General features: G+C 51.6%; 22 protein-coding genes, 1 tRNA gene and 1 riboswitch. Of the genes, 12 read left to right on the top strand and 11 right to left on the bottom strand.

All coding sequences use genetic code 11. The features are described from left to right. Nucleotides 1-25 precede the first annotated feature (25 nt). Nucleotides 26-1,960, bottom strand: coding sequence for a protein kinase YeaG (yeaG, locus tag FGI04_RS08680; RefSeq protein WP_038904445.1), 1,935 nt, complete (start codon nt 1,958-1,960; stop codon nt 26-28). 449 nt (nt 1,961-2,409) lie between these two features. Here yeaG and FGI04_RS08675 point away from each other — a divergent pair, with 449 nt between their 5' ends. Beyond that, entirely contained in the window at nt 2,410-3,159 is a 750-nt protein-coding gene (locus FGI04_RS08675; RefSeq protein ID WP_342700755.1) for a MipA/OmpV family protein, read from the top strand. A gap of 114 nt (nt 3,160-3,273) precedes the next feature. Beyond that, nucleotides 3,274-4,125 (top strand): aldo/keto reductase, encoded by an 852-nt coding sequence (locus tag FGI04_RS08670; protein WP_407336573.1) that lies wholly within the window; start codon nt 3,274-3,276, stop codon nt 4,123-4,125. A gap of 68 nt (nt 4,126-4,193) precedes the next feature. On the opposite strand, the gene FGI04_RS08665 is transcribed toward FGI04_RS08670, so the two are convergent. Both FGI04_RS08665 and gapA read right to left on the bottom strand, forming a co-directional pair. Beyond that, nucleotides 4,194-5,066, bottom strand: a complete 873-nt coding sequence (locus FGI04_RS08665; RefSeq protein ID WP_407336572.1) for a D-hexose-6-phosphate mutarotase — start codon at nt 5,064-5,066, stop codon at nt 4,194-4,196. A gap of 215 nt (nt 5,067-5,281) precedes the next feature. Then, entirely contained in the window at nt 5,282-6,277 is a 996-nt protein-coding gene (gene gapA / locus FGI04_RS08660; RefSeq protein ID WP_012884832.1) for a glyceraldehyde-3-phosphate dehydrogenase, read from the bottom strand. Between the two features lie 350 nt (nt 6,278-6,627). Between gapA and msrB the strand changes: the two genes are divergently transcribed. Next, nucleotides 6,628-7,044 carry a peptide-methionine (R)-S-oxide reductase MsrB gene (gene msrB / locus FGI04_RS08655; protein WP_342700758.1) on the top strand — a complete coding sequence of 139 codons (417 nt, stop codon included), beginning with the start codon at nt 6,628-6,630 and terminating at the stop codon, nt 7,042-7,044. Nucleotides 7,045-7,109: 65 nt separating this feature from the next. Beyond that, on the top strand, nt 7,110-7,385 hold the full coding sequence (locus FGI04_RS08650) for a YeaC family protein (protein WP_407273492.1): 276 nt from the start codon (nt 7,110-7,112) through the stop codon (nt 7,383-7,385). 64 nt (nt 7,386-7,449) lie between these two features. On the opposite strand, the gene pncA is transcribed toward FGI04_RS08650, so the two are convergent. From pncA to sppA, 3 genes are all read right to left on the bottom strand, one after another. Beyond that, nucleotides 7,450-8,088 carry a bifunctional nicotinamidase/pyrazinamidase gene (pncA, locus tag FGI04_RS08645; RefSeq protein WP_407321365.1) on the bottom strand — a complete coding sequence of 213 codons (639 nt, stop codon included), beginning with the start codon at nt 8,086-8,088 and terminating at the stop codon, nt 7,450-7,452. Between the two features lie 54 nt (nt 8,089-8,142). After that, nucleotides 8,143-9,162: an asparaginase gene (gene ansA, locus FGI04_RS08640; protein WP_342700761.1), complete on the bottom strand. Its 1,020-nt coding sequence runs from the start codon at nt 9,160-9,162 to the stop codon at nt 8,143-8,145. 118 nt (nt 9,163-9,280) lie between these two features. After that, on the bottom strand, nt 9,281-11,131 hold the full coding sequence (gene sppA, locus FGI04_RS08635; protein WP_342700762.1) for a signal peptide peptidase SppA: 1,851 nt from the start codon (nt 11,129-11,131) through the stop codon (nt 9,281-9,283). A 246-nt stretch (nt 11,132-11,377) separates the two neighbouring features. Between sppA and FGI04_RS08630 the strand changes: the two genes are divergently transcribed. The 3 genes from FGI04_RS08630 (at nt 11,378) to FGI04_RS08620 (ending at nt 14,375) form a co-directional block, all read left to right on the top strand. Next, complete coding sequence (locus tag FGI04_RS08630) at nt 11,378-11,929, top strand: NAD(P)H nitroreductase (protein ID WP_016941286.1); 552 nt, start codon at nt 11,378-11,380, stop codon at nt 11,927-11,929. Nucleotides 11,930-12,012: 83 nt separating this feature from the next. Then, a complete protein-coding gene (locus FGI04_RS08625) occupies nt 12,013-13,938 on the top strand; it encodes a DNA topoisomerase III (protein ID WP_407336571.1) in 1,926 nt (641 codons plus the stop codon). Nucleotides 13,939-14,090: 152 nt separating this feature from the next. Further along, nucleotides 14,091-14,375, top strand: coding sequence for a DUF1496 domain-containing protein (locus FGI04_RS08620; RefSeq protein WP_407322234.1), 285 nt, complete (start codon nt 14,091-14,093; stop codon nt 14,373-14,375). A 36-nt stretch (nt 14,376-14,411) separates the two neighbouring features. On the opposite strand, the gene xthA is transcribed toward FGI04_RS08620, so the two are convergent. Further along, nucleotides 14,412-15,218, bottom strand: coding sequence for an exodeoxyribonuclease III (xthA, locus tag FGI04_RS08615; protein ID WP_342700765.1), 807 nt, complete (start codon nt 15,216-15,218; stop codon nt 14,412-14,414). Nucleotides 15,219-15,459: 241 nt separating this feature from the next. After that, nucleotides 15,460-15,554: riboswitch (glycine riboswitch) on the top strand. A gap of 21 nt (nt 15,555-15,575) precedes the next feature. Between xthA and FGI04_RS08610 the strand changes: the two genes are divergently transcribed. Then, nucleotides 15,576-16,196 (top strand): trimeric intracellular cation channel family protein, encoded by a 621-nt coding sequence (locus FGI04_RS08610; RefSeq protein ID WP_342700766.1) that lies wholly within the window; start codon nt 15,576-15,578, stop codon nt 16,194-16,196. A gap of 197 nt (nt 16,197-16,393) precedes the next feature. Here the strand turns inward: FGI04_RS08610 and FGI04_RS08605 are convergent. The 3 genes from FGI04_RS08605 to FGI04_RS08595 form a co-directional block, all read right to left on the bottom strand. Further along, nucleotides 16,394-16,478: transfer RNA gene (locus FGI04_RS08605), tRNA-Tyr, on the bottom strand. A gap of 165 nt (nt 16,479-16,643) precedes the next feature. Further along, nucleotides 16,644-17,495, bottom strand: coding sequence for a formyltetrahydrofolate deformylase (purU, locus tag FGI04_RS08600; protein WP_342700767.1), 852 nt, complete (start codon nt 17,493-17,495; stop codon nt 16,644-16,646). Nucleotides 17,496-17,572: 77 nt separating this feature from the next. Continuing rightward, complete coding sequence (locus FGI04_RS08595) at nt 17,573-18,040, bottom strand: YchJ family protein (protein WP_407321369.1); 468 nt, start codon at nt 18,038-18,040, stop codon at nt 17,573-17,575. 237 nt (nt 18,041-18,277) lie between these two features. Between FGI04_RS08595 and rssA the strand changes: the two genes are divergently transcribed. The 3 genes from rssA to galU all read left to right on the top strand — a co-directional run bounded on the left by rssA (nt 18,278) and on the right by galU (nt 21,564). Further along, nucleotides 18,278-19,180: a patatin-like phospholipase RssA gene (rssA, locus tag FGI04_RS08590; protein WP_342700769.1), complete on the top strand. Its 903-nt coding sequence runs from the start codon at nt 18,278-18,280 to the stop codon at nt 19,178-19,180. 59 nt (nt 19,181-19,239) lie between these two features. Further along, the gene (rssB, locus tag FGI04_RS08585; RefSeq protein WP_342700770.1) at nt 19,240-20,256 is read left to right on the top strand and encodes a two-component system response regulator RssB; all 1,017 of its coding nucleotides are present in this window, start codon (nt 19,240-19,242) and stop codon (nt 20,254-20,256) included. A gap of 396 nt (nt 20,257-20,652) precedes the next feature. Further along, nucleotides 20,653-21,564 (top strand): UTP--glucose-1-phosphate uridylyltransferase GalU, encoded by a 912-nt coding sequence (gene galU, locus FGI04_RS08580; protein WP_342700771.1) that lies wholly within the window; start codon nt 20,653-20,655, stop codon nt 21,562-21,564. 296 nt (nt 21,565-21,860) lie between these two features. Here the strand turns inward: galU and hns are convergent, their stop codons facing one another. Beyond that, on the bottom strand, nt 21,861-22,268 hold the full coding sequence (gene hns / locus FGI04_RS08575) for a histone-like nucleoid-structuring protein H-NS (RefSeq protein ID WP_029456333.1): 408 nt from the start codon (nt 22,266-22,268) through the stop codon (nt 21,861-21,863). A gap of 382 nt (nt 22,269-22,650) precedes the next feature. On the opposite strand from hns, the gene FGI04_RS08570 reads away from it, so the two are divergent. Beyond that, nucleotides 22,651-23,250, top strand: coding sequence for a thymidine kinase (locus FGI04_RS08570; RefSeq protein WP_342700772.1), 600 nt, complete (start codon nt 22,651-22,653; stop codon nt 23,248-23,250). The last annotated feature ends 244 nt before the right edge of the window (nt 23,251-23,494 follow it).

The raw sequence follows: 23,494 nt of genomic DNA, 5'->3' as shown, positions 1-23,494 counted from the left end.
ACGACATGCCTGTCGATGTCCGGCATCAGGATGACTTCCTCACGCGCAGGTACCATTCGCACAGCAAACGCACCTGTTTGCGGGTATAGCCTTTTTCCATCATGCGATCGACAAAGTCGTCGTGTTTTTTCTGCTCTTCCGTCGATGTTTTGGTGTTAAACGAAATCACCGGCAGCAGTTCTTCGGTATTGGAGAACATCTTTTTCTCAATGACCGTGCGCAGTTTTTCATAGCTGGTCCAGTTCGGATTACGGCCGCTGTTGCTGGCGCGGGCGCGTAATACAAAGTTGACGATCTCGTTGCGGAAGTCTTTCGGGTTACTGATACCCGCCGGTTTTTCGATTTTCTCCAGTTCAGCGTTAAGTGATTCACGATCAAACAACTGACCGGTATCCGGGTCACGGTATTCCTGATCCTGAATCCAGAAGTCGGCATAGGTCACATAGCGATCAAAGATGTTTTGACCGTATTCCGAGTAGGACTCAAGGTAGGCCGTCTGTATTTCCTTACCGATGAATTCGGCGTACTTCGGAATCAGGTAGCCTTTCAGGTGTTCCAGGTATTTCTCCGCGATATCCTGTGGGAACTGTTCCCGCTCAATTTGCTGTTCCAGCACATAGAACAGGTGAACCGGGTTGGCCGCTACTTCGCTGTGATCAAAGTTGAACACGCGCGAGAGGATCTTAAAGGCAAAACGGGTGGAAAGCCCTTTCATGCCTTCATCAACACCTGCGTAATCACGGTACTCCTGATACGACTTGGCTTTCGGATCGGTATCCTTCAGGCTTTCACCATCGTATACCCGCATTTTTGAGTAGATACTGGAGTTTTCTGGATCTTTGAGCCGCGACAAAATGGAGAAGCGGGCCAGTGTTTCCAGCGTGCCGGGGGCGCAGGGGGCGCGACTCAGCTCACTGTTTACCAACAACTTGTCATAAATTCTGACTTCTTCGGAAACCCGCAGGCAGTAAGGCACTTTGACGATGTAGACACGGTCGAGAAAGGCCTCGTTATTTTTGTTGTTACGGAATTGCACCCATTCAGATTCGTTGGAGTGCGCGAGGATAATCCCGTTAAACGGCAGTGCGGCAATACCTTCGGTACCGTTATAGTTGCCTTCCTGCGTGGCGGTCAGTAAAGGGTGAAGCACTTTGATCGGTGCTTTAAACATTTCCACGAATTCCATCACGCCCTGGTTGGCACGGCACAGTGCGCCGGAGTAGCCATAAGCGTCCGGGTCGTTTTGTGCGAAATGCTCCAGCTTGCGGATGTCCACTTTACCGACCAGCGCTGAAATGTCCTGGTTGTTTTCATCACCCGGCTCGGTTTTGGCGATAGCCAGTTGGGCCAGGATAGAAGGCCAGACTTTGACGACACGGAACTTGGTGATGTCACCACCGAATTCCTGCAGGCGTTTGGCCGCCCAGGGAGACATTATAGTGCCCAGATAGCGGCGTGGAACGCCGTATTCTTTCTCCAGAATTGACGCGTCTTCTTGCGGATTGAACAAGCACAGCGGATGGTCGTTGACCGGGCTACGCTCGCCGTTGGCGCTCAGGATATAAATAGGAACACGCTGCATCAGTGCTTTCAGTCGTTCAGCCAGCGAGGATTTACCGCCGCCGACCGGGCCCAGCAGATAGAGGATTTGTTTCTTCTCTTCAAGCCCTTGCGCGGCATGCTTCAGATAGGAAACGATTTGTTCTATGGCTTCTTCCATGCCATAGAACTCTTCGAACGCAGGGTAGCGGGCAATTACCCGGTTGGAAAACAAACGAGACAGACGTGGTTCCTGGGCGGTGTCTACCATAACCGGTTCACCGATAGCCATTAACAATCGCTCAGCGGCGTTCGCATACGCACTGCGGTCTTGCTGGCAGATGGTAAGGAACTCTTGCAGAGTGAACTCTTCGTCTTTGGCAGCGTCGTAACGCTGACGATAATGATCAAATATGTTCATAGCGTTGCCCGTCCTTCGTCGATTAACACAGAGTAAGAGAGCGAATGGTATGTATAAAGCCTATGTAATGGATGGCTCTCCCGGAAGAAGACCTCATACTGGAATACAGCAACCCTTATGCCAACTTGGCTGGCAATGGGTCAGGGGATAACTGGTACCCGGCTGTAGTCAGCGGAAATCCTCTGCCTTGTTTAAAGCGTAGTTTGCATCCATAAATTTGCCTCTATTCTTGCGTCGCATTTTTAAGATATTTCAATGACTCACTTCGGCATGAAGGCGTAAAGCTGGCTTTTTTATCCGCCAACACAGACCCGATGCGGGGTGATGGTTGGCAGACGAAATCGTTATAACTTATGTATCTTTCACATTAATGTGATGTATGTAGGACTCCAGCGCTGCTATGCTGCCGAATGCGATCAAATATGTAACATCGAAGGGGCGCGACGACCGTGAAAAAACACGTATTCACTTTCTTAACGGCGACACTGGCTGGCGCTGTTACGACTGACACCGCACTGGCGGACGAGTTCTCGCTAGGCGTGGGTGCGGTTGGCGGAACGGCACTATACCGTGGCGATAGCGGGCATGTTTATCCTTTCCCAATGGTGAACTATGACGGCGAGAATTTTTATCTGCGTGGTCTGCAAGGCGGGTATTACCTGTGGAATGACGCACAGAACAAGCTATCACTAACCGCCTATTACAACCCTTTCGGCTTTAGACCGGGAGACAGCGATGACAGTCAGATGAAGCAGCTCGACCGGCGACGTGGCACGTTGATGGCGGGGCTGGCTTATCGTTACGACGCGCAGTGGGGGACGTTGCGCACGGTTTTCGCTGGCGACACGTTAGACTACAGCAACGGTCTGGTGTGGGATTCCGCCTACCTCTATCGCTTCAATGACGGCAACTGGAGCCTGACGCCGGGAATAGGGATTACCTGGTCGAGCGAGAACCAGAACCGCTACTACTATGGTGTGACGGGCGATGAAGCGGCACGTTCTGGATTACGCAATTACCAACCGAACGATGGCTGGTCGCCCTACGTCGAGTTGAGTGCGGGTTATCAAATCAATTCCAATTGGAGTTCCTGGGTGAGCGGGCGTTATATCCGCTTGTCTGATGACGTGAAAGACAGCCCGATGGTCGATAAAAGCTATAACCTGATGCTGGGCGGTGGTGTCAGTTATCGTTTCTGACATGATGTGCTCGCGTATTGTGCATTAGCTGCACAAAAATGGGGTGTGTTCACCCCATTTGCACATTAATGGCGCAGCCAGGGTTTGTTACCCTGAGCGCAGGAGGGTAAGAACATGCTAAAGCAGGTGGTATTCCCAGAGGGGAGAACGGTTCCCGCGATAGGTCAGGGAACGTGGTTTATGGGCGAGAGTGCACAACGACGACGTGCGGAAGTCAGTGCGCTACAGGCGGGTATTGATCTGGGTATGACGCTGATCGATACGGCGGAAATGTATGCGGATGGTGGCGCGGAAGAGGTGGTCGGGGAGGCGCTGCGTGGCCGTCGTGATCAGGTTTATCTGGTTTCCAAGGTGTATCCGCATAATGCCGGTGGTGAGCGGGCGATTGCCGCTTGCGAACGCAGTCTGAAACGTTTGAAAACTGATTATATCGACCTGTATTTACTGCACTGGCGTGGCGGGATTCCGTTGACCGATACCATTACCGCGATGGAGCGCTTGCAACAGGCTGGCAAAATTGGGCGCTGGGGTGTCTCTAATCTGGATACGCGGGATATGGATGTACTGTGGTCATGTCAGGGAGGCAATCAGTGCCAGACTAATCAGGTGTTGTATCATCTGGCTTCCCGCGGTATCGAATATGATTTACTGCCCTGGTGTCAGCAGCGTCAACTTCCGGTGATGGCGTACTGCCCGTTGGCTCAGGCCGGGCAATTACGACATGATTTATTGGCTCATCCGGCGGTCGTGCAGGTTGCTCACCAGCAGGCGCTGACACCCGCGCAGGTGTTGCTGGCCTGGGTAGTTCGCCAGTCTGGCGTTATTGCTATTCCCAAAGCCAGTACATTGGCGCATGTCAAAGAAAACGCCATTGCACTTGATGTGACGTTGTCACTTGAGCAGATAGCTATCCTCGATGAGGCTTATCCGGCGCCTCGTCACAAACAACCGCTGGATGTCGTATAAGCGGGATAACAAAAGCATGACTGGCTTTCGCCAGCCATGCTCAGTAGAAACAAGAACAACAGTAAAGATTACTTACGCAGACGAATCGTGGAGGTCAGGCGGGCGGGGGCTTGCGTGGTTGCCATAGCCGGTTGCGTCACGCGTGCCGTTTCAACACAAACAAACGTCTGATAGCCGTCATCCGTCATATCGCTGATGGTGCGAGACAACTCTGCACCTGGGTTCCAGGCCACAACATCGCTGTGATGGGCGTGATGCACTTCAATGGTGCGTTGCAGTACCGGGTCTTCAATCAGGCTGACTGATGCCGGATGGGTATAGATACGATCGGTACGGGTGGCAAAGGTCAGGTTGCCTTTCTGGGTATCGGTTTTACCGTCGTTAACCTTATCGATGAAGGTCTCGCCCAGGCCGCTAATCTGAATTTTGCTGATGTCACCAATCTGGAAGTAGGTATGCAGTGCCGTGGTCAGGCTGTAGTCACCGTGGCATTCAAGTTCCATGCGGCATTCTTGAGCCGTCAAATGGAAGCGAGCCAGAACGGTAAACGTATGTGGCCAGGCGGCGCGTGTCTGTTCGGAGTCACGTAACGTAAAGGCGAGGGTCACGCCATGCGTGTCTTCACTGTGCGAGGTGAATTCCCAGGCCAGCAGACGACCGAAGCCATGATTGGGCTGCGCAGCCGGACCAAACCAAGGGAAGCAAATAGGCACACCGCCGCGAATGGCCACACCGTTTTCAAATGGCGTGTTCTCGCTTAACCACAGCACCGGCTGTTCACCAGTAGGCTGCCAGCTCAGCAGGTGAGCACCCTGTAAGGCAACGGCAGCGCGAACCTGCGGATGGTCGACCACAATCACCGGCAGTTGGCCCAGTTGACGTTGGCTTAGATGAGTGGTGATCGCATGAGTGATGGGAAGTGAATAAATGTTGTTGTTCATGGTATTGGTTTTGCCTTAGTGGTCTTGTTGTATACCCCAAATAATTCGGGTTGCAAGAAAAGGCGGCAATCGAGCGAGTCCCCAGGAGCTTACATAAGTAAGTGATTGGGGTGAGCGAGGGCAGCCAACGCACCTGCAACTTGAAGTATGACGGGTATATACCCAATAAAAAAGGGCGACTCACGTCGCCCTCTTATCATCTGTTCATCGCCACATTACTTGGAGATGTGAGCGATCAGATCCAGAACCTTGTTAGAGTAGCCAGTTTCGTTGTCATACCAGGAAACCAGTTTCACGAAGGTGTCGCTCAGTGCGATACCGGCTTTGGCATCGAACACAGAGGTCAGTTTTTCGCCGTTGAAATCGGTGGATACCACGTCATCTTCGGTGTAACCCAGAACGCCTTTCAGTTCACCTTCAGAAGCGGCTTTGATAGCGGCACAAATTTCTTTGTACGTTGCCGGTTTTTCCAGACGCGCAGTCAGGTCAACAACAGATACGTTCGGGGTCGGTACACGGAACGCCATACCAGTCAGTTTACCGTTCAGTGCCGGAATAACTTTACCCACAGCTTTAGCTGCGCCGGTAGAAGACGGGATGATGTTCTGAGCTGCGCCGCGGCCGCCGCGCCAGTCTTTGTGAGACGGGCCGTCAACGGTTTTCTGAGTAGCAGTGGTAGCGTGAACAGTGGTCATCAGTGCTTCAACGATACCGAATTTGTCATTGATAACTTTAGCCAGCGGTGCCAGGCAGTTGGTGGTACAAGACGCGTTAGACACGATATCCTGACCAGCGTAGGAAGCGTGGTTAACACCCATAACGAACATCGGAGTGTCGTCTTTAGACGGGCCAGTCAGAACCACTTTTTTAGCGCCAGCCTGGATGTGTTTACGAGCGGTTTCGTCGGTCAGGAAGATACCGGTTGCTTCAGCAACAACGTCAACACCGACTTCGTTCCACTTCAGGTTAGCCGGATCTTTCTCAGCGGTAACACGGATGGTTTTGCCGTTAACAACCAGGTGACCGTCTTTAACTTCAACAGTACCTTTGAAGCGGCCATGGGTGGAGTCATACTTCAGCATGTATGCCATGTATTCCGCATCCAGCAAATCGTTGATGGCAACGATTTCGATGTCAGAGCGTTCCTGTGCAGCGCGGAAAACGATACGGCCAATACGGCCAAACCCGTTGATACCTACTTTGATAGTCATATATTCCACCAGCTATTGGTTTGTGAATAAAAGGTTGGTTGTAAAATTACAAAAACCTTACTGAGCGTCAAGCGGAATCGTGTCAATCGTTGCGGTAAGTCAAAAGTCCGCTCAACAGTTGCACGATAAACAGCTATCAGCCTAACTAAAGGGCATAACCCAATCATATGAGGAATGCACAGGCATGAAAACACCTGCCATAGGTGTAATTGTGATAGTGATCACAATTAAATGTGCCATTACTGCGTGGGGATAAGTGTAGGCCAAAATAGGCTGTGGTGGTGTTAACTTTTTGTTAGAATTATGCAGCATCGTTCTGGTGAAAAAAATCGTGTTTCAGTGAGCATCTGATGACCAAGACAACTGTTTTTCAACGCAATCTGGATGAGTTAACCGACTTGCAACGACACGTGACACAGCAACGGGGGACGGAAAGCCCCTATACCGGCAAGCTGTTGCATAACAAGCGCACGGGGGTTTATCACTGCCTGTGCTGCCATCAGCCGTTGTTTTATTCCGATAGCAAGTATGATTCCGGCTGCGGCTGGCCGAGTTTTGATCGCCCGGTGAATGAGCAGGCTATCCGCTATCTTGAGGATCATTCCCACCATATGCATCGTATCGAGATCCGTTGTGGTCAATGTGACGCTCATCTGGGGCATGTCTTTCCGGATGGCCCACAGGAGACGACTGGCGAGCGTTATTGTGTAAATTCTGTGTCACTCAGCTTTATTGATGCGGAAAATGGTCAGCAGACGGATGGTTAGCCTGGCTAATACAATAGATTGACTTGAAACGTTTCAGCTAAATTTGACTTCAGACAGAAAAAAACATGCAATTAGATGATTTAATAAACAGCATGACGCCGGAGATTTATCAGCGTCTGACGACGGCGGTGGAGCTGGGAAAGTGGCCAGATGGCGTGACCCTGACGGCGGAACAAAAAGAAAACGCACTACAGATGGTGATGCTATGGCAGGCGCGTAATAACACCGAGGCTGACCATATGACGATCAACACCCGTGGTGAAATCGAAATGAAGAGTAAGCAGGAATTAAAACAGCGCTTTGTTGGTGATACGATCACCACGCTGAAACCACAAGACTAAGCATTAGCGATGTCGGTGGCTTGGCACGCCAGCGCTGACCGCTGGCGTGATGAGAAGGGCGTTATTAACTCAGTGACGCAATAAACGTTGCCAGAGAAACCTGGATGGCACCGTGTTTTACCATCACGTCTATCGCCAGCTGGCTGTCGTTGGGTTGCAGGTTAACGCCTCTGCAGCCCTCTGCCAGCACCTCGGTTTGATACCCTAGCGCCAGCGCATCTAATACAGTGTATTTGACGCAATAATCGGTTGCCAGACCCATGATGGTCAAACGGGTAATGTTTCTGGCTTTCAGCCAGTCGTTCAGGTCGGTGCGGGTGCGGTGACCGTTATCGAAAAATGCGCTGTAGCTGTCGATAAAAGGGTGCGTCCCCTTACGCACTACCCAGTCGATGGCACGCTGATTCAGCCTGGGGTGTAGGTCGGCACCCGGTGAGCCCTGTACGCAATGCACTGGCCACCAAATTTGTGGCAGGCCATCCAGTTCGCCTTGTTCACCCACATGGGTGCCGGAATTAATGGCGAAACTGCGGTGATCCGCCGGATGCCAGTCCTGACAGGCCACCACCATGACGCCGGCCGACTTGCAGGCCGCGATAGCCTGATTGGCGATCGCGACCACACTATCCCCGTCCGAGACAGCCAGTGCGCCCCCAGCACAGAAGTCATTTTGGATATCCACCAGCAAGAGTGCTCTGTTCATCGTCTCTTCTTCTCATTGATGTTGTCTACCCTTAATACATCGGCTGCGGGTGATTTAATCTTTATCGCTTAATTCTCCGCGCAGGTTTTGCTGCATGAGTTGGCGAATTTGCTCAGGGGAGAGATCGTTTCGGCTTAACAGGTAATGCAGTTTCGTCAGCGCGGCCTCAACCGTCATATCAAACCCGCTGATAACGCCCGCTTGTGCCAGTGCATTACCAGTCGCGTAACCATCCATATTGACCCGGCCGGAGATACATTGCGTCAGGTTAACCACTACGATACCGCGTTCAGATGCGCGGCGTAGTTCATCCAGCAAACCTGAACTTTGTGGCGCATTACCGACACCATAGGAGCGCAGAATCAGTGCCTTGACTGGCTGGCGCAGGAAATTACTCACCACATCGGCAGAAATGCCGGGATAGATGGTCACCACGCCGATAGGTTGTGGCGTGATGGCATGGACAATCAGTGATCCGTCGAGTGGTTCGGGATTAGCGGGTGTTAAGCGGCGAATGTGGATACCGGCTTCCAGCAAGGGAGGAAAGTTCGGGGACGCGAAAGCATCAAAACCATCGGCATGTGCTTTGGTCGTCCGGTTGCCACGCAACAATTTGTTGTTGAAGAACAGGCTAACCTCATTGACCGGATGATTGGCTGCCACGTACAGCGCATTGAGCAGGTTGGTTTGCCCATCGGAGCGCAACTCCGCCAGCGGAATTTGTGACCCTGTCACGATAACCGGCTTGGCGAGATTCTCCAACATGAACGACAACGCGGAGGCGGTAAACGCCATGGTATCGGTACCATGCAGGATGACGAAGCCATCGTATTGGTCATAGTTTTGCTGAATATCATTGGCGATGGATTGCCAGTCCGAGGGTGTCATATCGGAAGAGTCAATCAGCGGTGTATATTCATGAATCGTGAATGCCGGCATCTCCGGGCGATGGAATTCCGGCATTTGTGCCAATTGCTGTTGCAGGTGACCAGAAACCGGGACGTACCCGTGGGCGGAGCGCTGCATACCGATAGTGCCACCCGTATAGGCGACGTAGATGGATTTCTTTTGCATGGGTGTTATGGTCGGGACTCGATTGGTTATAGGAAGGGTTAGCCCTGAAATGCTGCGATTATAAAAAGGTTTCAGTGGTAAAGACAGCCCGACGCGAGTCGGGCTGTGTAAGGGAGTGTTATCGTAAATCGCCGCAGTTCAGGCAAAGCGCGTAGCGATTCTGTGGATCGTTCAGTGCGTCCAGAATCGAGGTCTGGGCACGAACGGTTTGCGCCAGTTGAGCTACCGGTGCCGGTACTAACGCCTGCACGGCGGAAGGCAGCAGAGCATAGACCGAACTTCTGACCTGGCTGAACATCACGTTGAGCAGGTCCGGCTCTTCTGTGTACCAGCTCAACTGATACTGTTCCAGTTTGGCAAGCTCAGCGGCTTTCTTCACCGCATCGTCGAAGTCGCCCAATTGATCCACCAGGCCATTGGCTTTGGCGTCACTGCCGACCCAGACATGGCCCTGGGCTATCGCATCGACTTCCTGCGGTGTCTTCTGGCGTGACTGGGCTACCAGAGAAACAAAGTTTTGGTAACCGCGTTCGATGCTAATTTGCATCAGTTGGCTTACTTGCGGTGGCAAGGTCTTGGTTTGAGACAAATCAGCCAGCGGCGAAGTGGCAACACCATCGGTATGCACACCAATGCTATCCAGCGCGTTTTCAAACGTGGTCACCACGCCGAAAATCCCAATCGAACCGGTCAGGGTACTGGGGCTGGCGATGATGGTGTTAGCTGGCGTAGAAATCCAGTAACCGCCAGATGCTGCCATCCCGCCCATGGAGACGATAACCGGTTTACCTGCCTGGCGTGCAGCCATCAGCTCAGAGCGAATCAGCTCAGACGCCGTCACGCTGCCGCCGGGGCTGTTAACCCGCAGGATAATGGCCTTCACTTTCGGGTCCAGCCGCGCATCACGAATTTGTGCGGCGGTGGTATCGCCACCAACGTACCCGGGGGTTTCTTTACCATCAATAATGGTGCCGCTGGCAAACACGACCGCTATCTCATTGCCGCTCGTGGCCGGTGGCGTTGGGCTGTAATCATAAATGCTGGTGAAATTGAAGTTTTTGGTTTTGGCATCCCACCCAAAGGCTTTGATAAGCGATTGCTCGATCGCTGAATGGGGAGCCACTTCATCCACCAGTTTATTTTCCAGTGCGTAACGCGCGGTATCACCATCCATCTTCTGCAGACCCGCGAGGATAGCATCAGCACCGGGGAACAATTGCTGCGGGGTAATTTGACGGTTAGCCGCGACGGTATCGAGATAGTGCTGCCACAGGGTGGAAATCCAACGATTGTCGGCTTCACGGGCATCGGGCGACATGTCATCGCGGATAAACGGCTCGACGGCGGATTTGTACGTGCCCACGCGGAAAATGTGCGCGGTGACTTTCAGCTTATCCAACAGCGTCTTGTAGTAGAGGTTATTGGTGGCAAAGCCATGCAGGTCAACATTTCCCTGTGGGGTCAGGTAGATTTTGTTGGCAAAGCTGGCCAGATAATATTGCGTCTGGTTGAAATTGTCGCCGACGGCAAAAATCGGTTTGCCAGCGTCACGGAATTCGCGCAGCGCTTTACCGATGTATTGCAGTGAAGGCTGGTCAGCGCCGACAAAGTCAGACAAATCCATCACCATGCCGGTAATATTGCTGTCGTTTTTGGCCTGTCGAATACTTTCAACAATATCAAACAGCGAATTTTCCTGATGGCGGCTTGCCGACGCACCGAAAAATTCGCGGCCAAACTGGCGCAGCTTGTTATTAACGGACGGCTTATCCACCACCACCCCTGTCAGATCCAGCAACAATGCCCCTCGCACAGGTTCGGCCGGCGGGGCTTTGAACTGGCTGTAGATCCCGATAGCGACCAGGATCAGGCAAACCAGAAAGAGGTTGAGGATAAATTCGCGGATGAAATTCAGCAGGCGCCATCCCCATCTGAATATTCCACTGAAAATTCGCCACATTGTGCGCATGTCCACTCCGTCAAAAGAAAACTGGGTTTAAGCTGTGCTTCGGGTTAGCGGTGATATCTGCGTGAACGCATCCGAACGCGAGCACTGCGGTATCCTAATGAGCGACAGAATAAAAGTCAGCTATTTATCTTGCCGCACGGTCAGTAGCAGGGCGCTAACTTGTAACAAATCTTCTACCTGTGCTACCGTGGCGCGCAACCGGATTTTATTCACCGACAGCAGATTTTTCATGACAGGAGAGATGTGATGGATGCTCTGGAATTGCTACTGAATCGCCGTTCGGCGTCGCGTCTGGCAGCCCCTGCGCCGACAGGCGAGGTGCTGGACAATATCCTGCGAGCGGGTTTACGGGCTCCTGATCATGGCGCACTACAACCCTGGCGTTTTTCTATTATCCAGGATGATGGGTTATCCCGTTTTAGTGAATTGCTGGTTAGAGCGGCATTGCAGGATAAGCAGGATGAGGCGGCCGTCGAAAAAGCGCGTCAGGCACCGTTTCGTGCGCCGATGATCATTACCGTGGTAGCACACTGTGTGGATAATCCGAAGGTTCCCCATTGGGAGCAGGTGGTCTCAGCAGGATGTGCGGTGCAGGCGATGCAAATGGCCGCGCTGGCACAAGGTTTCAACGGTATCTGGCGTAGTGGTGCCTGGACTCATCATCCGCTGGTTCGTGATGCTTTCGGTTGCCGTGCGTCGGATGAAATTGTCGGTTTCCTCTATCTGGGGACTCCGCAGCTTAAAGCCTCCGCCGCTGTCGCGTCCGTTGATAGCACGAAGTTTGTCAGCTATTTCTAATCCTGTATTGACGATGTTTCCCTTATTTCACCGGCCTGACGGGCAGTGAAATAAGGGATATCCGTTCTGTTGTGCGGTGTAACATGCGACTGTTTATTGCGGAAAAACCCAGTCTTGCCAGAGCGATTGCCGATGTTTTGCCTAAACCGCACCGGCGGGGCGATGGCTTCATTGCCTGTGGCGAACAGGATATGGTGACCTGGTGTGTGGGGCACCTGCTGGAACAGGCACAACCAGACGTTTACGATGCCCGCTACGCGCGCTGGTCGCTCGCTGACTTGCCGATCGTGCCACAAAAATGGCTGCTCCAGCCGCGGCCATCGGTGAGCAAGCAACTGAATGTGATCAAAAAACTGCTGACGCAGGCTGATGAAGTGATCCATGCCGGTGACCCGGACCGGGAAGGGCAGTTGCTGGTCGATGAGGTGCTGGAGTATCTGGCGCTGCCTGAGGCGAAACGCCAGCAGGTACGCCGTTGTCTCATCAACGACCTGAACCCGCAGGCGGTGGAGCGTGCCGTATCGCGCCTGCGTGAAAACCGGGAGTTTGTTCCGCTGTGTGTTTCAGCACTGGCGCGTTCACGTGCTGACTGGTTATATGGCATCAATATGACCCGTGCCTATACCTTACTGGGGAAAAATGCCGGGTATGAAGGTGTATTGTCAGTCGGTCGGGTACAGACGCCAGTATTGGGGCTGGTGGTTCGTCGTGATGAAGAAATAGATAATTTTGTGCCACGCGACTATTTCGAGGTTAAGGCCCACATTGTTACCCCCGCCAATGAGCGGTTTGTCGCATTGTGGCAGCCAAGTGAGTCGTGTGAACCGTATCAGGACGAAGAAGGGCGCTTGCTACACCGTCCGCTGGCTGAGCACGTTGTTAAACGCATTGAGGGACAACCTGCACAGGTCACGGCCTATAATGATAAACGGGAATCGGAAACCGCACCGTTGCCGTATTCTCTTTCCGCTTTGCAAATTGAAGCGGCTAAACGCTTTGGGTTGAGCGCCCAACAAGTGCTGGATATTTGCCAGCGGTTGTATGAGACGCACAAGTTGATCACCTACCCGCGTTCGGATTGCCGGTATCTTCCGGAAGAGCATTTCGCCGGGCGACACGCGGTTCTGAACGCGATTGCCGCACATCAGCCGGATTTATTGCCGCAGCCTGTGGTGGATCCTGAACGCCGTAATCGCTGTTGGGATGACAGCAAGGTTGACGCACACCACGCCATTATTCCCACCGCGCGTAGCACCCGCACGTCGCTAACCGAGCAGGAAAATCAGGTTTATGGGTTGGTTGCCCGGCAGTACCTGATGCAGTTTTGCGCCGATGCCGTGTTTCGTAAATGTGTTATCGAGCTGGATATCGCGGGCGGCAAGTTTGTGGCGAAAGCCCGTTTTTTGGCAGAGGCGGGGTGGCGCACGTTGCTCGGCCATAAAGAGCGGGACGAGGAAAACGAGGGAATGCCATTGCCGGTGGTGGCGAAAGGCGATGAATTGCTGTGTGAGAGGGGCGAGGTGGTAGAGCGACAGACTCAGCCTCCCCGGCCGTTTACCGACGCGACGTTGCTATCTGCCATGACCGGGATTGCCCGCTTCGTGCAGGATAAGGCGCTGAAGAAGATCTTACGTGAGACAGATGGATTGGGCACCGAAGCTACGCGCGCAGGCATTATCGAACTGTTGTTTAAACGCGCGTTTTTGATAAAGAAAGGGCGCTATATTCACTCGACTGATGCAGGTAAGGCGTTGATTCATGCGCTACCACCGATCGCCGCGCACCCAGATATGACGGCGCACTGGGAAGCGACGTTGACGCAGATTAGTGAAAAACGTTGCCGCTATCAGGATTTCATGCAGCCGTTGACGCAATCGTTGTACGAACTGATTCAGCAGGCACGACAAAGTGGTAATATCTCGGCGTTCAGAGGGTTACCGCCCGTTAAGAGCACTTCGCCCGAGAAGCGCAAACGTCGTCAGTCACGTTCAGCCAGCACCAAGGAGTAACGCAGATGAAAGCATGGGGCACCTTCCTGATGGCAACCGGCTTGTTGCTATCTTCCGCTACGCAGGCGGCGACGCAAACCACGGTGGTGACGCAGGGGCATCCCGTCATTTTGCCGGGAAATAATGTCGCAACCCGGGGTACGGTATCCGGCATGCCGGGTGCTATTAACACGCAGGGGACTACCAACGGTACTACCAACACAGACGTGGTGGTGCCTGTGCCGCCACAGGTCGTGTGGGGTAATGGTGGTAATGCTGGTGGCAATGTTCAGCGAGAAGCTCAGGTTAATTGCATGAGTTGCTGTATTTATCAAAACAGAAGCTACTCTGAAGGCTCGGTCGTCAGGGCGGAAGGGGTGTTACTGCAATGCCAGCGAGATAAAGGCAACCTGGGCACCAATAATCTGGTGTGGCGGATCCTCAAAGATCAGCAATAAACAGCGATAACGGGGCGATGTAGCCCCGTTGTTCTTTCAGAGAGTGAATTCCGCCCATACCGGTGCATGGTCAGAGGGTTTCTCCATTGCCCGAATGGTGTAATCAATACCGGTGGCGGCGCAGCGGCTAGCCAGCGGTGAGGTCGCCATGATCAGATCGATACGCAGTCCACGGTTATCATCAAACCCTGATGAACGGTAGTCAAACCACGAGAACTTATCCTGACATTCGGGATTGGCAGCCCGGAACGTATCGACCAGCCCCCAGCTTTTCAGCCGTTCCATCCATTCGCGCTCTTCTGGCAGGAATGAGCACTTCCCGGTGCGCAGCCAGCGTTTACGGTTATCTTCTCCAATACCGATATCCAGATCGGTCGGGCTGATGTTCATGTCACCCATGATAAGCACCGGCTGGTCCGCCTGATGGTGCTGCTCAAGATAATGCTGCAAATCCTGGTAAAAACGGGTTTTGGCAGGAAATTTGACCGGGTGGTCGCGGCTTTCGCCCTGCGGGAAGTAGCCATTCACCACGGTCAGTGTGCCGAGCGGCGTTGCCAGATCCGCCATAATGATACGGCGCTGGGCGTCGTCGTCGTCGGTGGGAAAACCGCGCCGAACCGCCAATGGTTCAGCTTTGGTCAGCAGCGCAACACCGTAATGGCCTTTCTGTCCATGATAGAAAACGTGGTAACCGAACTGTTTTACATCGTCGAGTGGAAACATGTCGTCATGGACTTTGGTTTCCTGTAAGCCGATTACGTCAGGCTGGTGTTGTTCGATGACTGCGGCCAGTTGATGGGGACGGGCTCGCAGCCCATTGATATTGAAAGAAACAAACTTCATGTTCGCTGCCGTTGTTAAAAAAACGTGCTCTGATGTTAGCAGAAAGGCGGCAGAGGAGTCACGGTGGGATACGATCGTGTCAACAGTCATAACTATCGGTGATGGCTGGTTGAACCGGTTCACAATAGCCCGTATACTCCGCGCCTTGCAGGAGAGCGGAAGGCACGACATACCACGACACGCCTTCCCGCCGAAGGCGCAAACTCCCATAATCGCTCAGGCCACCTTACTGCACATTTCAATGACGCCAACTGGAGAGCGGTTGCGAGACAACCCACCGAAGGGGCAAGCGGTATCACCGCGTAAACTCTCAGGTAAAAGGACAGAGGGAGGGGCACATTTCACAAGGGTACATGTGTGCTGACCTATATCTACCTGATCGCTATTACTGCTGAAGGCATGTCCGGTGCGCTGGCCGCTGGCCGTCGTAACATGGATATTTTTGGTGTTTCGATGATCGCCTTTATTACCGCGTTGGGTGGCGGTACGGTGCGCGATATCATGCTAGGCAATTATCCCATCGCCTGGACGCAACACCCTGCCTATATCTATCTCACCATCGGTGCGGGTCTTCTGGCCGTGCTGGCATCACGTGTGATGCATCACTTGCATCGGCTGTTTTTAGTGCTGGATGCCATGGGGTTGGTGGCATTTACCATCATCGGTTGCAATGTGGCTATCGAGCTGGGTTATTCACCCACCGTGGTGGTGATGGCTGGCATCACCACCGGTATCTTTGGCGGCATCTTGCGGGATATTTTTTGCAACCGCACGCCCATGGTGTTGCGTAAGGAGCTCTATGCTTGCGTGTCACTGCTGGTGGCACTGGTGTACCTGAGCTTGCGTGAAATCGGCATAAACCACGACATCAATCAGCTTGTCTCTTTTTCTATCGGGCTGGCGCTCCGTCTGGCGGCCATTTTCTGGTCCTGGCAGTTGCCGGTATTCAGTTATATGCCGGAACGCTGGAAAGAGTGATGGTTCTTCCATCGGACACGATGGCACTGACAATTACGTCGCTGTAGGACATCACGGACGCGATAACGCCTACAGGCCGCATCGGTTTTGCTGCGACATATCGTTATCTGGCGATTTATTAGTTTTTCGTACGAGTGAGTGTATCGATGAATAACAACTTTATGGGTTTCAGCGAGTCGCGGTAAACGCGGTAGAGATGGTGGTGGGGGAAGGATTCGAACCTTCGAAGTCTGTGACGGCAGATTTACAGTCTGCTCCCTTTGGCCGCTCGGGAACCCCACCACTGGCCTGATTGCTCTTTCGTGTCGAGCGGGGCGCATCATATCAAATGCCGCGCCTCTGTAAAGGCTGAAAAAACAAAAACAAGTTCGTTTGCCGTTTTTTTATGCCGCCCGATGCAATTGTAGGCAAAGGGCGGCGAAGTGCTAATCAACCCAGGATAGCTAGTCAACGCAGGATAATAGTGCGGTTGCCGTATACGAACACGCGCTGGGCCAGAACATGATAGAGCGCCTGGCTCAGGACGTTTTTCTCTACGTCGCGGCCAGCACGCATCATGTCGTCAGCGGTGTAGGTGTGGTCAACATTAATCACGTCCTGCATGATGATGGGGCCTTCATCCAGATTGTCATTCACGTAATGGGCGGTTGCACCGATGATTTTCACGCCTCGCTCGTAAGCCTGGTGATACGGGCGTGCACCGATGAAGGCTGGCAGGAACGAGTGATGAATGTTAATAACCCGGTTAGGGTAGTTCTGGACAAATGCGGGGGTTAAGACTCGCATATACTTCGCCAGTACCACGTAATCCGGTTTGTATTGGTCTATCTGCGCGACCATTTTCAGGTCGTGCTCTTCGCGTGTCAGGCCGTCATGGCTGACCAGATGGAACGGAATATCGAAGCGTTCTACCAGAGTGCGCAGCGTGTCGTGGTTACCGATCACGGCAGCGATTTCAACATCGAGACCGCCGTAGGTGCTTTTCATCAGCAGATCGCCAAGGCAATGCGCTTCTTTGGTCACCAGAATGACGACACGGCGACGCCCGGCGCTGCTCAGTTCGCGCACGGAACCTTCCGGTAAGGCGCTGTCCATATCGGCCAGCAGCGTAGTGTCATTGAAAATGCCTTCCAATTCCGTACGCATGAAGAAACGACCGGTACGGTGATCAACGTATTCCGAATTCTGCACAATATTCAGTTCGTGCTTGTAACAGATGTTGGTGATCTTGGCGATAAGCCCTTTTGCATCAGGGCAGATTGTCCGTAAAATTTTTCGTTGGATATTCTGGGATTGCATGGAGTTGGGATCCTGTCCAAAACATAAATCAAGTATTGCTGTTACGCGATGCCGGAATCACCGCCGTAATCAAGGTGTCATTGTCCGCAGCACTTTTTGTATTTTTTGCCGGAGCCGCACGGACAGCTATCGTTCCTGCCGGTTTGCAAGTGAACGCCGTCGACATAGTACCAGCGATCGTGACAGCGAAGGAAGCGAGAACGCTCTCTCATCAATACCCGGCAGTCCGGATGGTCGGCTGTGCTATAGCTGGCAGCGAACTCAACATACCCTTCGTCTGCTGTTTTTCCCGGGGTAACATCCAGTATTCGTAGACCGAGCCAATGGGTATCAGCGCAGCTGGCGGCAATATCGGTTCGCCAGTTTTCCGCGTGACAGTCTGGATGCCAGGTGGCGACCAGATAGTCAACGTCTTGTTTGACGTAAGCGGTATACCGTGAACGCATCAGCAACTCAGGCCGAGGCGCCTGATTGTCATGACGCAGGTAAGGCTGACAACAGCGTTCATACGGCTGGGCACTACCGCATGGGCAATATTCGGACACAATATCTCCTGCAAAATTCTGCAATAACGTTAATTAATTAAGACACCATCGATAAGACGTGGGGTATGTTACCTAATACGGTTTGTCGGCCGCAATCATCTGGTCTCGCAGGGACGTCACGACGATATCGCAACCAGTCGGTACTCGTAGCGGAATGACCATCAGCAACTGTCACACACGATAACTGTCACACACGATTGTGTGACACCGCCTAGAATAAGACATAGGAGGAACACCATGCGGAAGGTAAAAATAGGTCTGGCATTGGGTTCTGGGGCTGCAAAGGGATGGGCGCATATCGGCGTGCTGAATGCACTGGAGGAGTTGGGGATTTTTCCTGATGTTGTTGCCGGATGTTCGGTGGGCGCACTAGTTGGTGCGGCCTATGCCACACACCGACTGGATAACATGGCGCATTGGGTGAACGGTTTTCGCTACTGGGATGTCATCCGATTGATGGATTTTTCCTGGCGTCGTGGTGGATTATTGCGGGGCGATCGTGTTTTCAACCACGTAAAGCATTTGCTACTTACGCAACATATTGAAGAGTGTGCTATCAAATATGGTGCTGTAGCAACTAACCTGAGTACAGGAAGGGAACTATGGCTCACACAAGGCGATTTGCACTTAGCTATTCGTGCCTCTTGCAGCATGCCGGGGTTATTGGCACCAGTTCAACTGAATGGGTACTGGCTGGTGGATGGTGCTGTGGTGAATCCCGTGCCGGTCTCATTGACGCGGGCGATGGGAGCGGATGTGGTGATTGCGGTGGATTTGCAACACGATGCCAGCTTGCAGCAACATAATCTGTTGTCCGGTAAAATGGCTCCAGTGCAAGAAATGACGACTCCGCGTAGCTGGCGTGAGCGCATTCGTCATCGTTTATCTCATCGCTTTCGTCAACAGACGGAGGTGACGCCCACCGCGATGGAGATAATGAGTACCTCTATACAGATATTGGAGAATCGCCTGAAAATGAACCGTATGGCGGGTGATCCCCCTGATGTATTGATTCAACCTTATTGTCCGCAAATTGCCACGCTGGATTTTCATCGGGCGGGAGAGGCTATTGAGTCTGGCAGGGCGGCAGTAGAAAAACAGCGGGAGTTATTGTTGCCGCTGGTCAACCGGGTCAACTAAGGAAGTTTTCGATTTAGGATTCGGCAACGAATGATAATAAGCGTTTCAAGGGGTCGCAGATGGCACAACCATTGACGGGAAAACACATTTTAGTGGTTGAGGATGAGGCTGTTTTCCGTTCTGTGCTGGCTGGTTATCTGACATCTCTGGGCGCTGATGTGCACGAGGCGGGTAACGGCAAAGAGGCGCTGGAAAAAATGGCCGTTCAGCCACCCGATCTGATTATTTGCGATCTCAATATGCCCATGATGGGCGGTTTTGAATTCGTCGAACGCTTGCGCCTGCACGATACTACAACGCCGGTACTGGTGGTGTCCGCCACCAGTCATCTGGCGGATGTCGCCAGAATATTACGTCTTGGCGTACAGGATGTTCTGCTCAAACCCCTGCACGATTACACGCGTTTGCGTGAGTCGGTTATGGCGTGTCTATATCCGACGATGTTTACTTCACAGGCGAATGAAGTGGAACAACTGATGCGTGATTTGGATACATTAAACCAGTCCCCAGGGGCTGCATTGAAACTTCTGGAGCAATTGCAGCCACCGGTCCAGCAGACGCTGGCTCGCTGTCGTATCAACTATCGGCAATTGATGGCGGTAGACCGACCAGGACTAGTGCTTGATATCGCGGCATTATCTGAGGATGAGCTGGCATTCTACTGTCTCGATGTGACGCAGGCTGCGAATAATCATGGCGTATTGGCGGCATTACTGTTGCGTGCGTTATTCAACAGTCTTTTGCAGGAGCATCTGGCACATCAGCAGCGCCGCTTACCTGAATTATCGGTATTGCTTAATCAGGTCAACCAACTATTGCGTCAGGCGAATCTGCAAGGACAATTTCCTTTGTTGGTGGGGTATTACCATCGCGAATTGAAACGGCTGATTCTGATTTCTGCTGGTCTGCATGCCACGTTAAGTGTTGAAGATCATAATATCGGGCTGAATAACGGCGTACCGTTAGGCACATTAGATGGTGCTTATCTCAATCAGATGAGTTACCTGTGCGAAGCATGGCAGTGTCAGATGTGGGGGAGTGGCGGTCGTCTGCGCCTGATGTTGTCTACAGACTAATCCGATAGCGGCGAGTCTCCCCGCACTTCAGACTCTGTGTATCTATCGTAATTATTCTTTATCCCCTACTATACCCAAAATAATTCGAGTTGCAGGACAAAACGCGTTGCGTTTTGAACAACGCAAAGCGTTGGCCCTCAGGGCAAGACTCATAATGAGTCTTGTAATGCGGCAAGAGAGGGAGTCCCGATGAGCTTACTTAAGTAAGAGATTCGGGTGAGCGAACGCAGCTAACACACCTGCAACTTGAAGTATGACGGGTATATGTGGCCTATGATTTTTCTCATCACACATCCAGATTGGACGAGCATCACGCATTGAACCTGATATACTTTCGCGGTTTTATGCGCCGGACAAATAAAGCTCATTATTTGAACGATATATACGAGGCTGTTTATGTCAACTGTTAATAAAAAAGTAAAAAAAGCGGTCATTCCAGTGGCCGGGTTGGGAACACGTATGTTGCCTGCTACTAAGGCCATTCCCAAAGAAATGTTGCCGCTGGTCGATAAGCCGTTAATCCAGTATGTAGTCAATGAATGTATTGCTGCCGGTATCAATGAAATAATTTTGGTTACACATTCCTCCAAGAATTCAATAGAAAACCATTTTGATACCAGCTTTGAACTGGAAGCTATGCTGGAAAAACGTGTTAAGCGTCAGTTGCTGAAAGAAGTTCAAGCTATTTGTCCAGAGCATGTCACTATTATGCAGGTTCGTCAGGGGCTGGCGAAAGGATTAGGACACGCGGTGCTGTGTGCACACCCTTTAGTGGGTGATGAACCGGTAGCGGTTATTTTGCCGGACGTAATTATCGATGAATACGAATCTGATCTGAAAAAAGATAACCTCAGTGAAATGTTGCAACGTTTTTATAGCACGGGTCATAGCCAGATTATGGTGGAGCCGGTGGAAAACGTCAGCAGCTACGGTGTGGTGGATTGCAAAGGCGTAGAATTAAAGCCGGGCGACAGTGCACCTATGGTTGGGGTTGTGGAAAAACCAAAAGCGTCAGAAGCGCCGTCTAATTTGGCTGTGGTTGGCCGTTATGTGTTGTCTGCGCAGATCTGGGATCTACTGAAGAAAACAGAACCCGGCGCGGGTAATGAAATTCAGCTGACAGATGCTATTGCCATGCTGATGGAAAAAGAAACTGTTGAGGCTTACCACCTGAAAGGAGTAAGTCACGATTGCGGTAATAAACTAGGATACATGGCTGCATTTGTAGAATATGGTATTCGTCATGACGCATTGGGTGAGGACTTTACCCAGTGGCTGAAAGAAGCGATAGAAGAAGGCGCTAATTAATCCTCCTCTTTCTCTCTGAGCCGTAACGTCACACGCAACACCGCATATCCTCAGTCGTTTACACGGTTAAACGGCTGAGGGTGTCTAAAACTGGGGGAGAGCATTTGCTAGTGTAGTGCACCGCCAGAAAGCCAGGTCTATTTATAGAGTGGTAAAGGTGAGGTGGGTAAAAAGCCTGCGGGCCTGTCGTTGCGAAGTATAGCGAGAGTATCAGTTGGGAGAGCGTTGGTTGTGCTAACCAGAGATAAAAAAACACCCCATTAATGAGGTGTTTTTATTTATTCTTAAACTAAGAATTACAGCAGGAAGTCATCCAGGGATTTGCCCTGTTCTTCGATGGCTTTCTTGATAACTGCAGGTGTACGGCCCTGGCCAGTCCAGGTTTTCAGTTCGCCGTTTTCGTCAGTGTATTGATATTTAGCCGGACGTGCAGCACGTTTAGCTTTACCCGCTACTTTGCTTGCACCCAGAGATTGCAGTAATTCGTTAGGATCAATGCCATCAGCAATAAGCATTTCACGATACTGCTGTAATTTGCGTGTGCGTTCTTCAATTTCAGCCTGAGCCTGGTTTTCTTCTTCACGACGTTCGTTAACCACGACTTCCAGCTTTTCCAGCATTTCTTCCAGTGTTTCGAGGCTGCATTCTCTTGCCTGGGCACGCAGAGTGCGGATGTTGTTTAGAATCTTAAGTGCTTCGCTCATTGGATTAATCTCAAAATAAATATTATCGGTGACAGTACAGAGATAATAGAGTGCTGTTTTATTTTCTGCAATAGGCAAAATTGTCAGGTTGTTAAAATTTAGCAAATTTAAATCGAAAATCACGTATCAGACGAGCAATATAAATTCCTAACAAACCAGCTAATACATTCTGTTAGCGTGCTCTGTAGCGGAAATAGCCATGCACAGGTGTAGCGATAGTTTCTTTGGGCACCACGATGGCGCAGTCAATATTACTTAAACCACAGAATGATTGTGGTACTGACAACGCCGGCGGCATGACTAAACCCTCGTCAGCATCAATACCTATGTTACAATAAATTTTAACGATTACTGACCGGTGAATGCCGTTGAACGAGGAGCCATGGCGCAGCTTTATTTTTATTATTCCGCGATGAATGCAGGGAAATCTACCGCACTGTTGCAGTCTTCATATAACTATCAGGAGCGGGGAATGCGCACGCTGGTGTTTACGGCTGAAATAGATGATCGCTCCGGCAGAAGCGGCGTCGTCAGTTCTCGTATCGGCCTCTCTTCACCCGCGTTATTGTTTAACGAGCAGACAGATTTATTCCGGGTTCTTGAACAGGCTCATCGTCAGCAAACTATTCACTGTGTGCTAATTGATGAAAGTCAGTTTTTGACGCGTGAGCAAGTGAATGCGTTGTGTGATGTTGTCGATCAATTAGACATCCCGGTTCTTTGCTATGGCCTGCGCACCGATTTCCGTGGGGAATTGTTTAGTGGCAGTCATTATTTATTGGCTTGGGCTGACAAACTGGTTGAACTTAAAACCGTCTGCCATTGTGGGCGTAAGGCGAATCACGTATTGCGAGTAGACTCGCATGGCAAGCCTGTCATTGAGGGCGCTCAGGTTGTGATTGGTGGAAATGAAAGTTATGTATCGGTATGCCGTAAGCATTATAAAATCGCACTGGGGCTGACGCGGACCGAGGTGGAATAATCCATATCAATAATAGGTTAAGTATTTAGCCTGCCTTATTAATAACCGGGGCGTAGCACGTCGGTCCGGTTATAGCCCTCGGTAAATATTGCTAATAAAGATTAAATATTCGTTACTTTGTGTGTATGGATTCGCGCGTTAGGTTGCCAAAAAGTCGGCAGTAAGATTTCCCATGTCATAATGATTATTCTAAAAGGCGTGCGCGTGGTGTTGCCTAAAATGCGGTGGTTTTGTCCTGAAAGGG

Source organism: Dickeya ananatis, assembly GCF_019464615.1.
GTDB classification, from domain to species: domain Bacteria; phylum Pseudomonadota; class Gammaproteobacteria; order Enterobacterales; family Enterobacteriaceae; genus Dickeya; species Dickeya oryzae.
The sequence above is the reverse complement of the archived record's forward strand: the minus strand, read 5'-3'. Positions and strand labels throughout refer to the sequence as shown.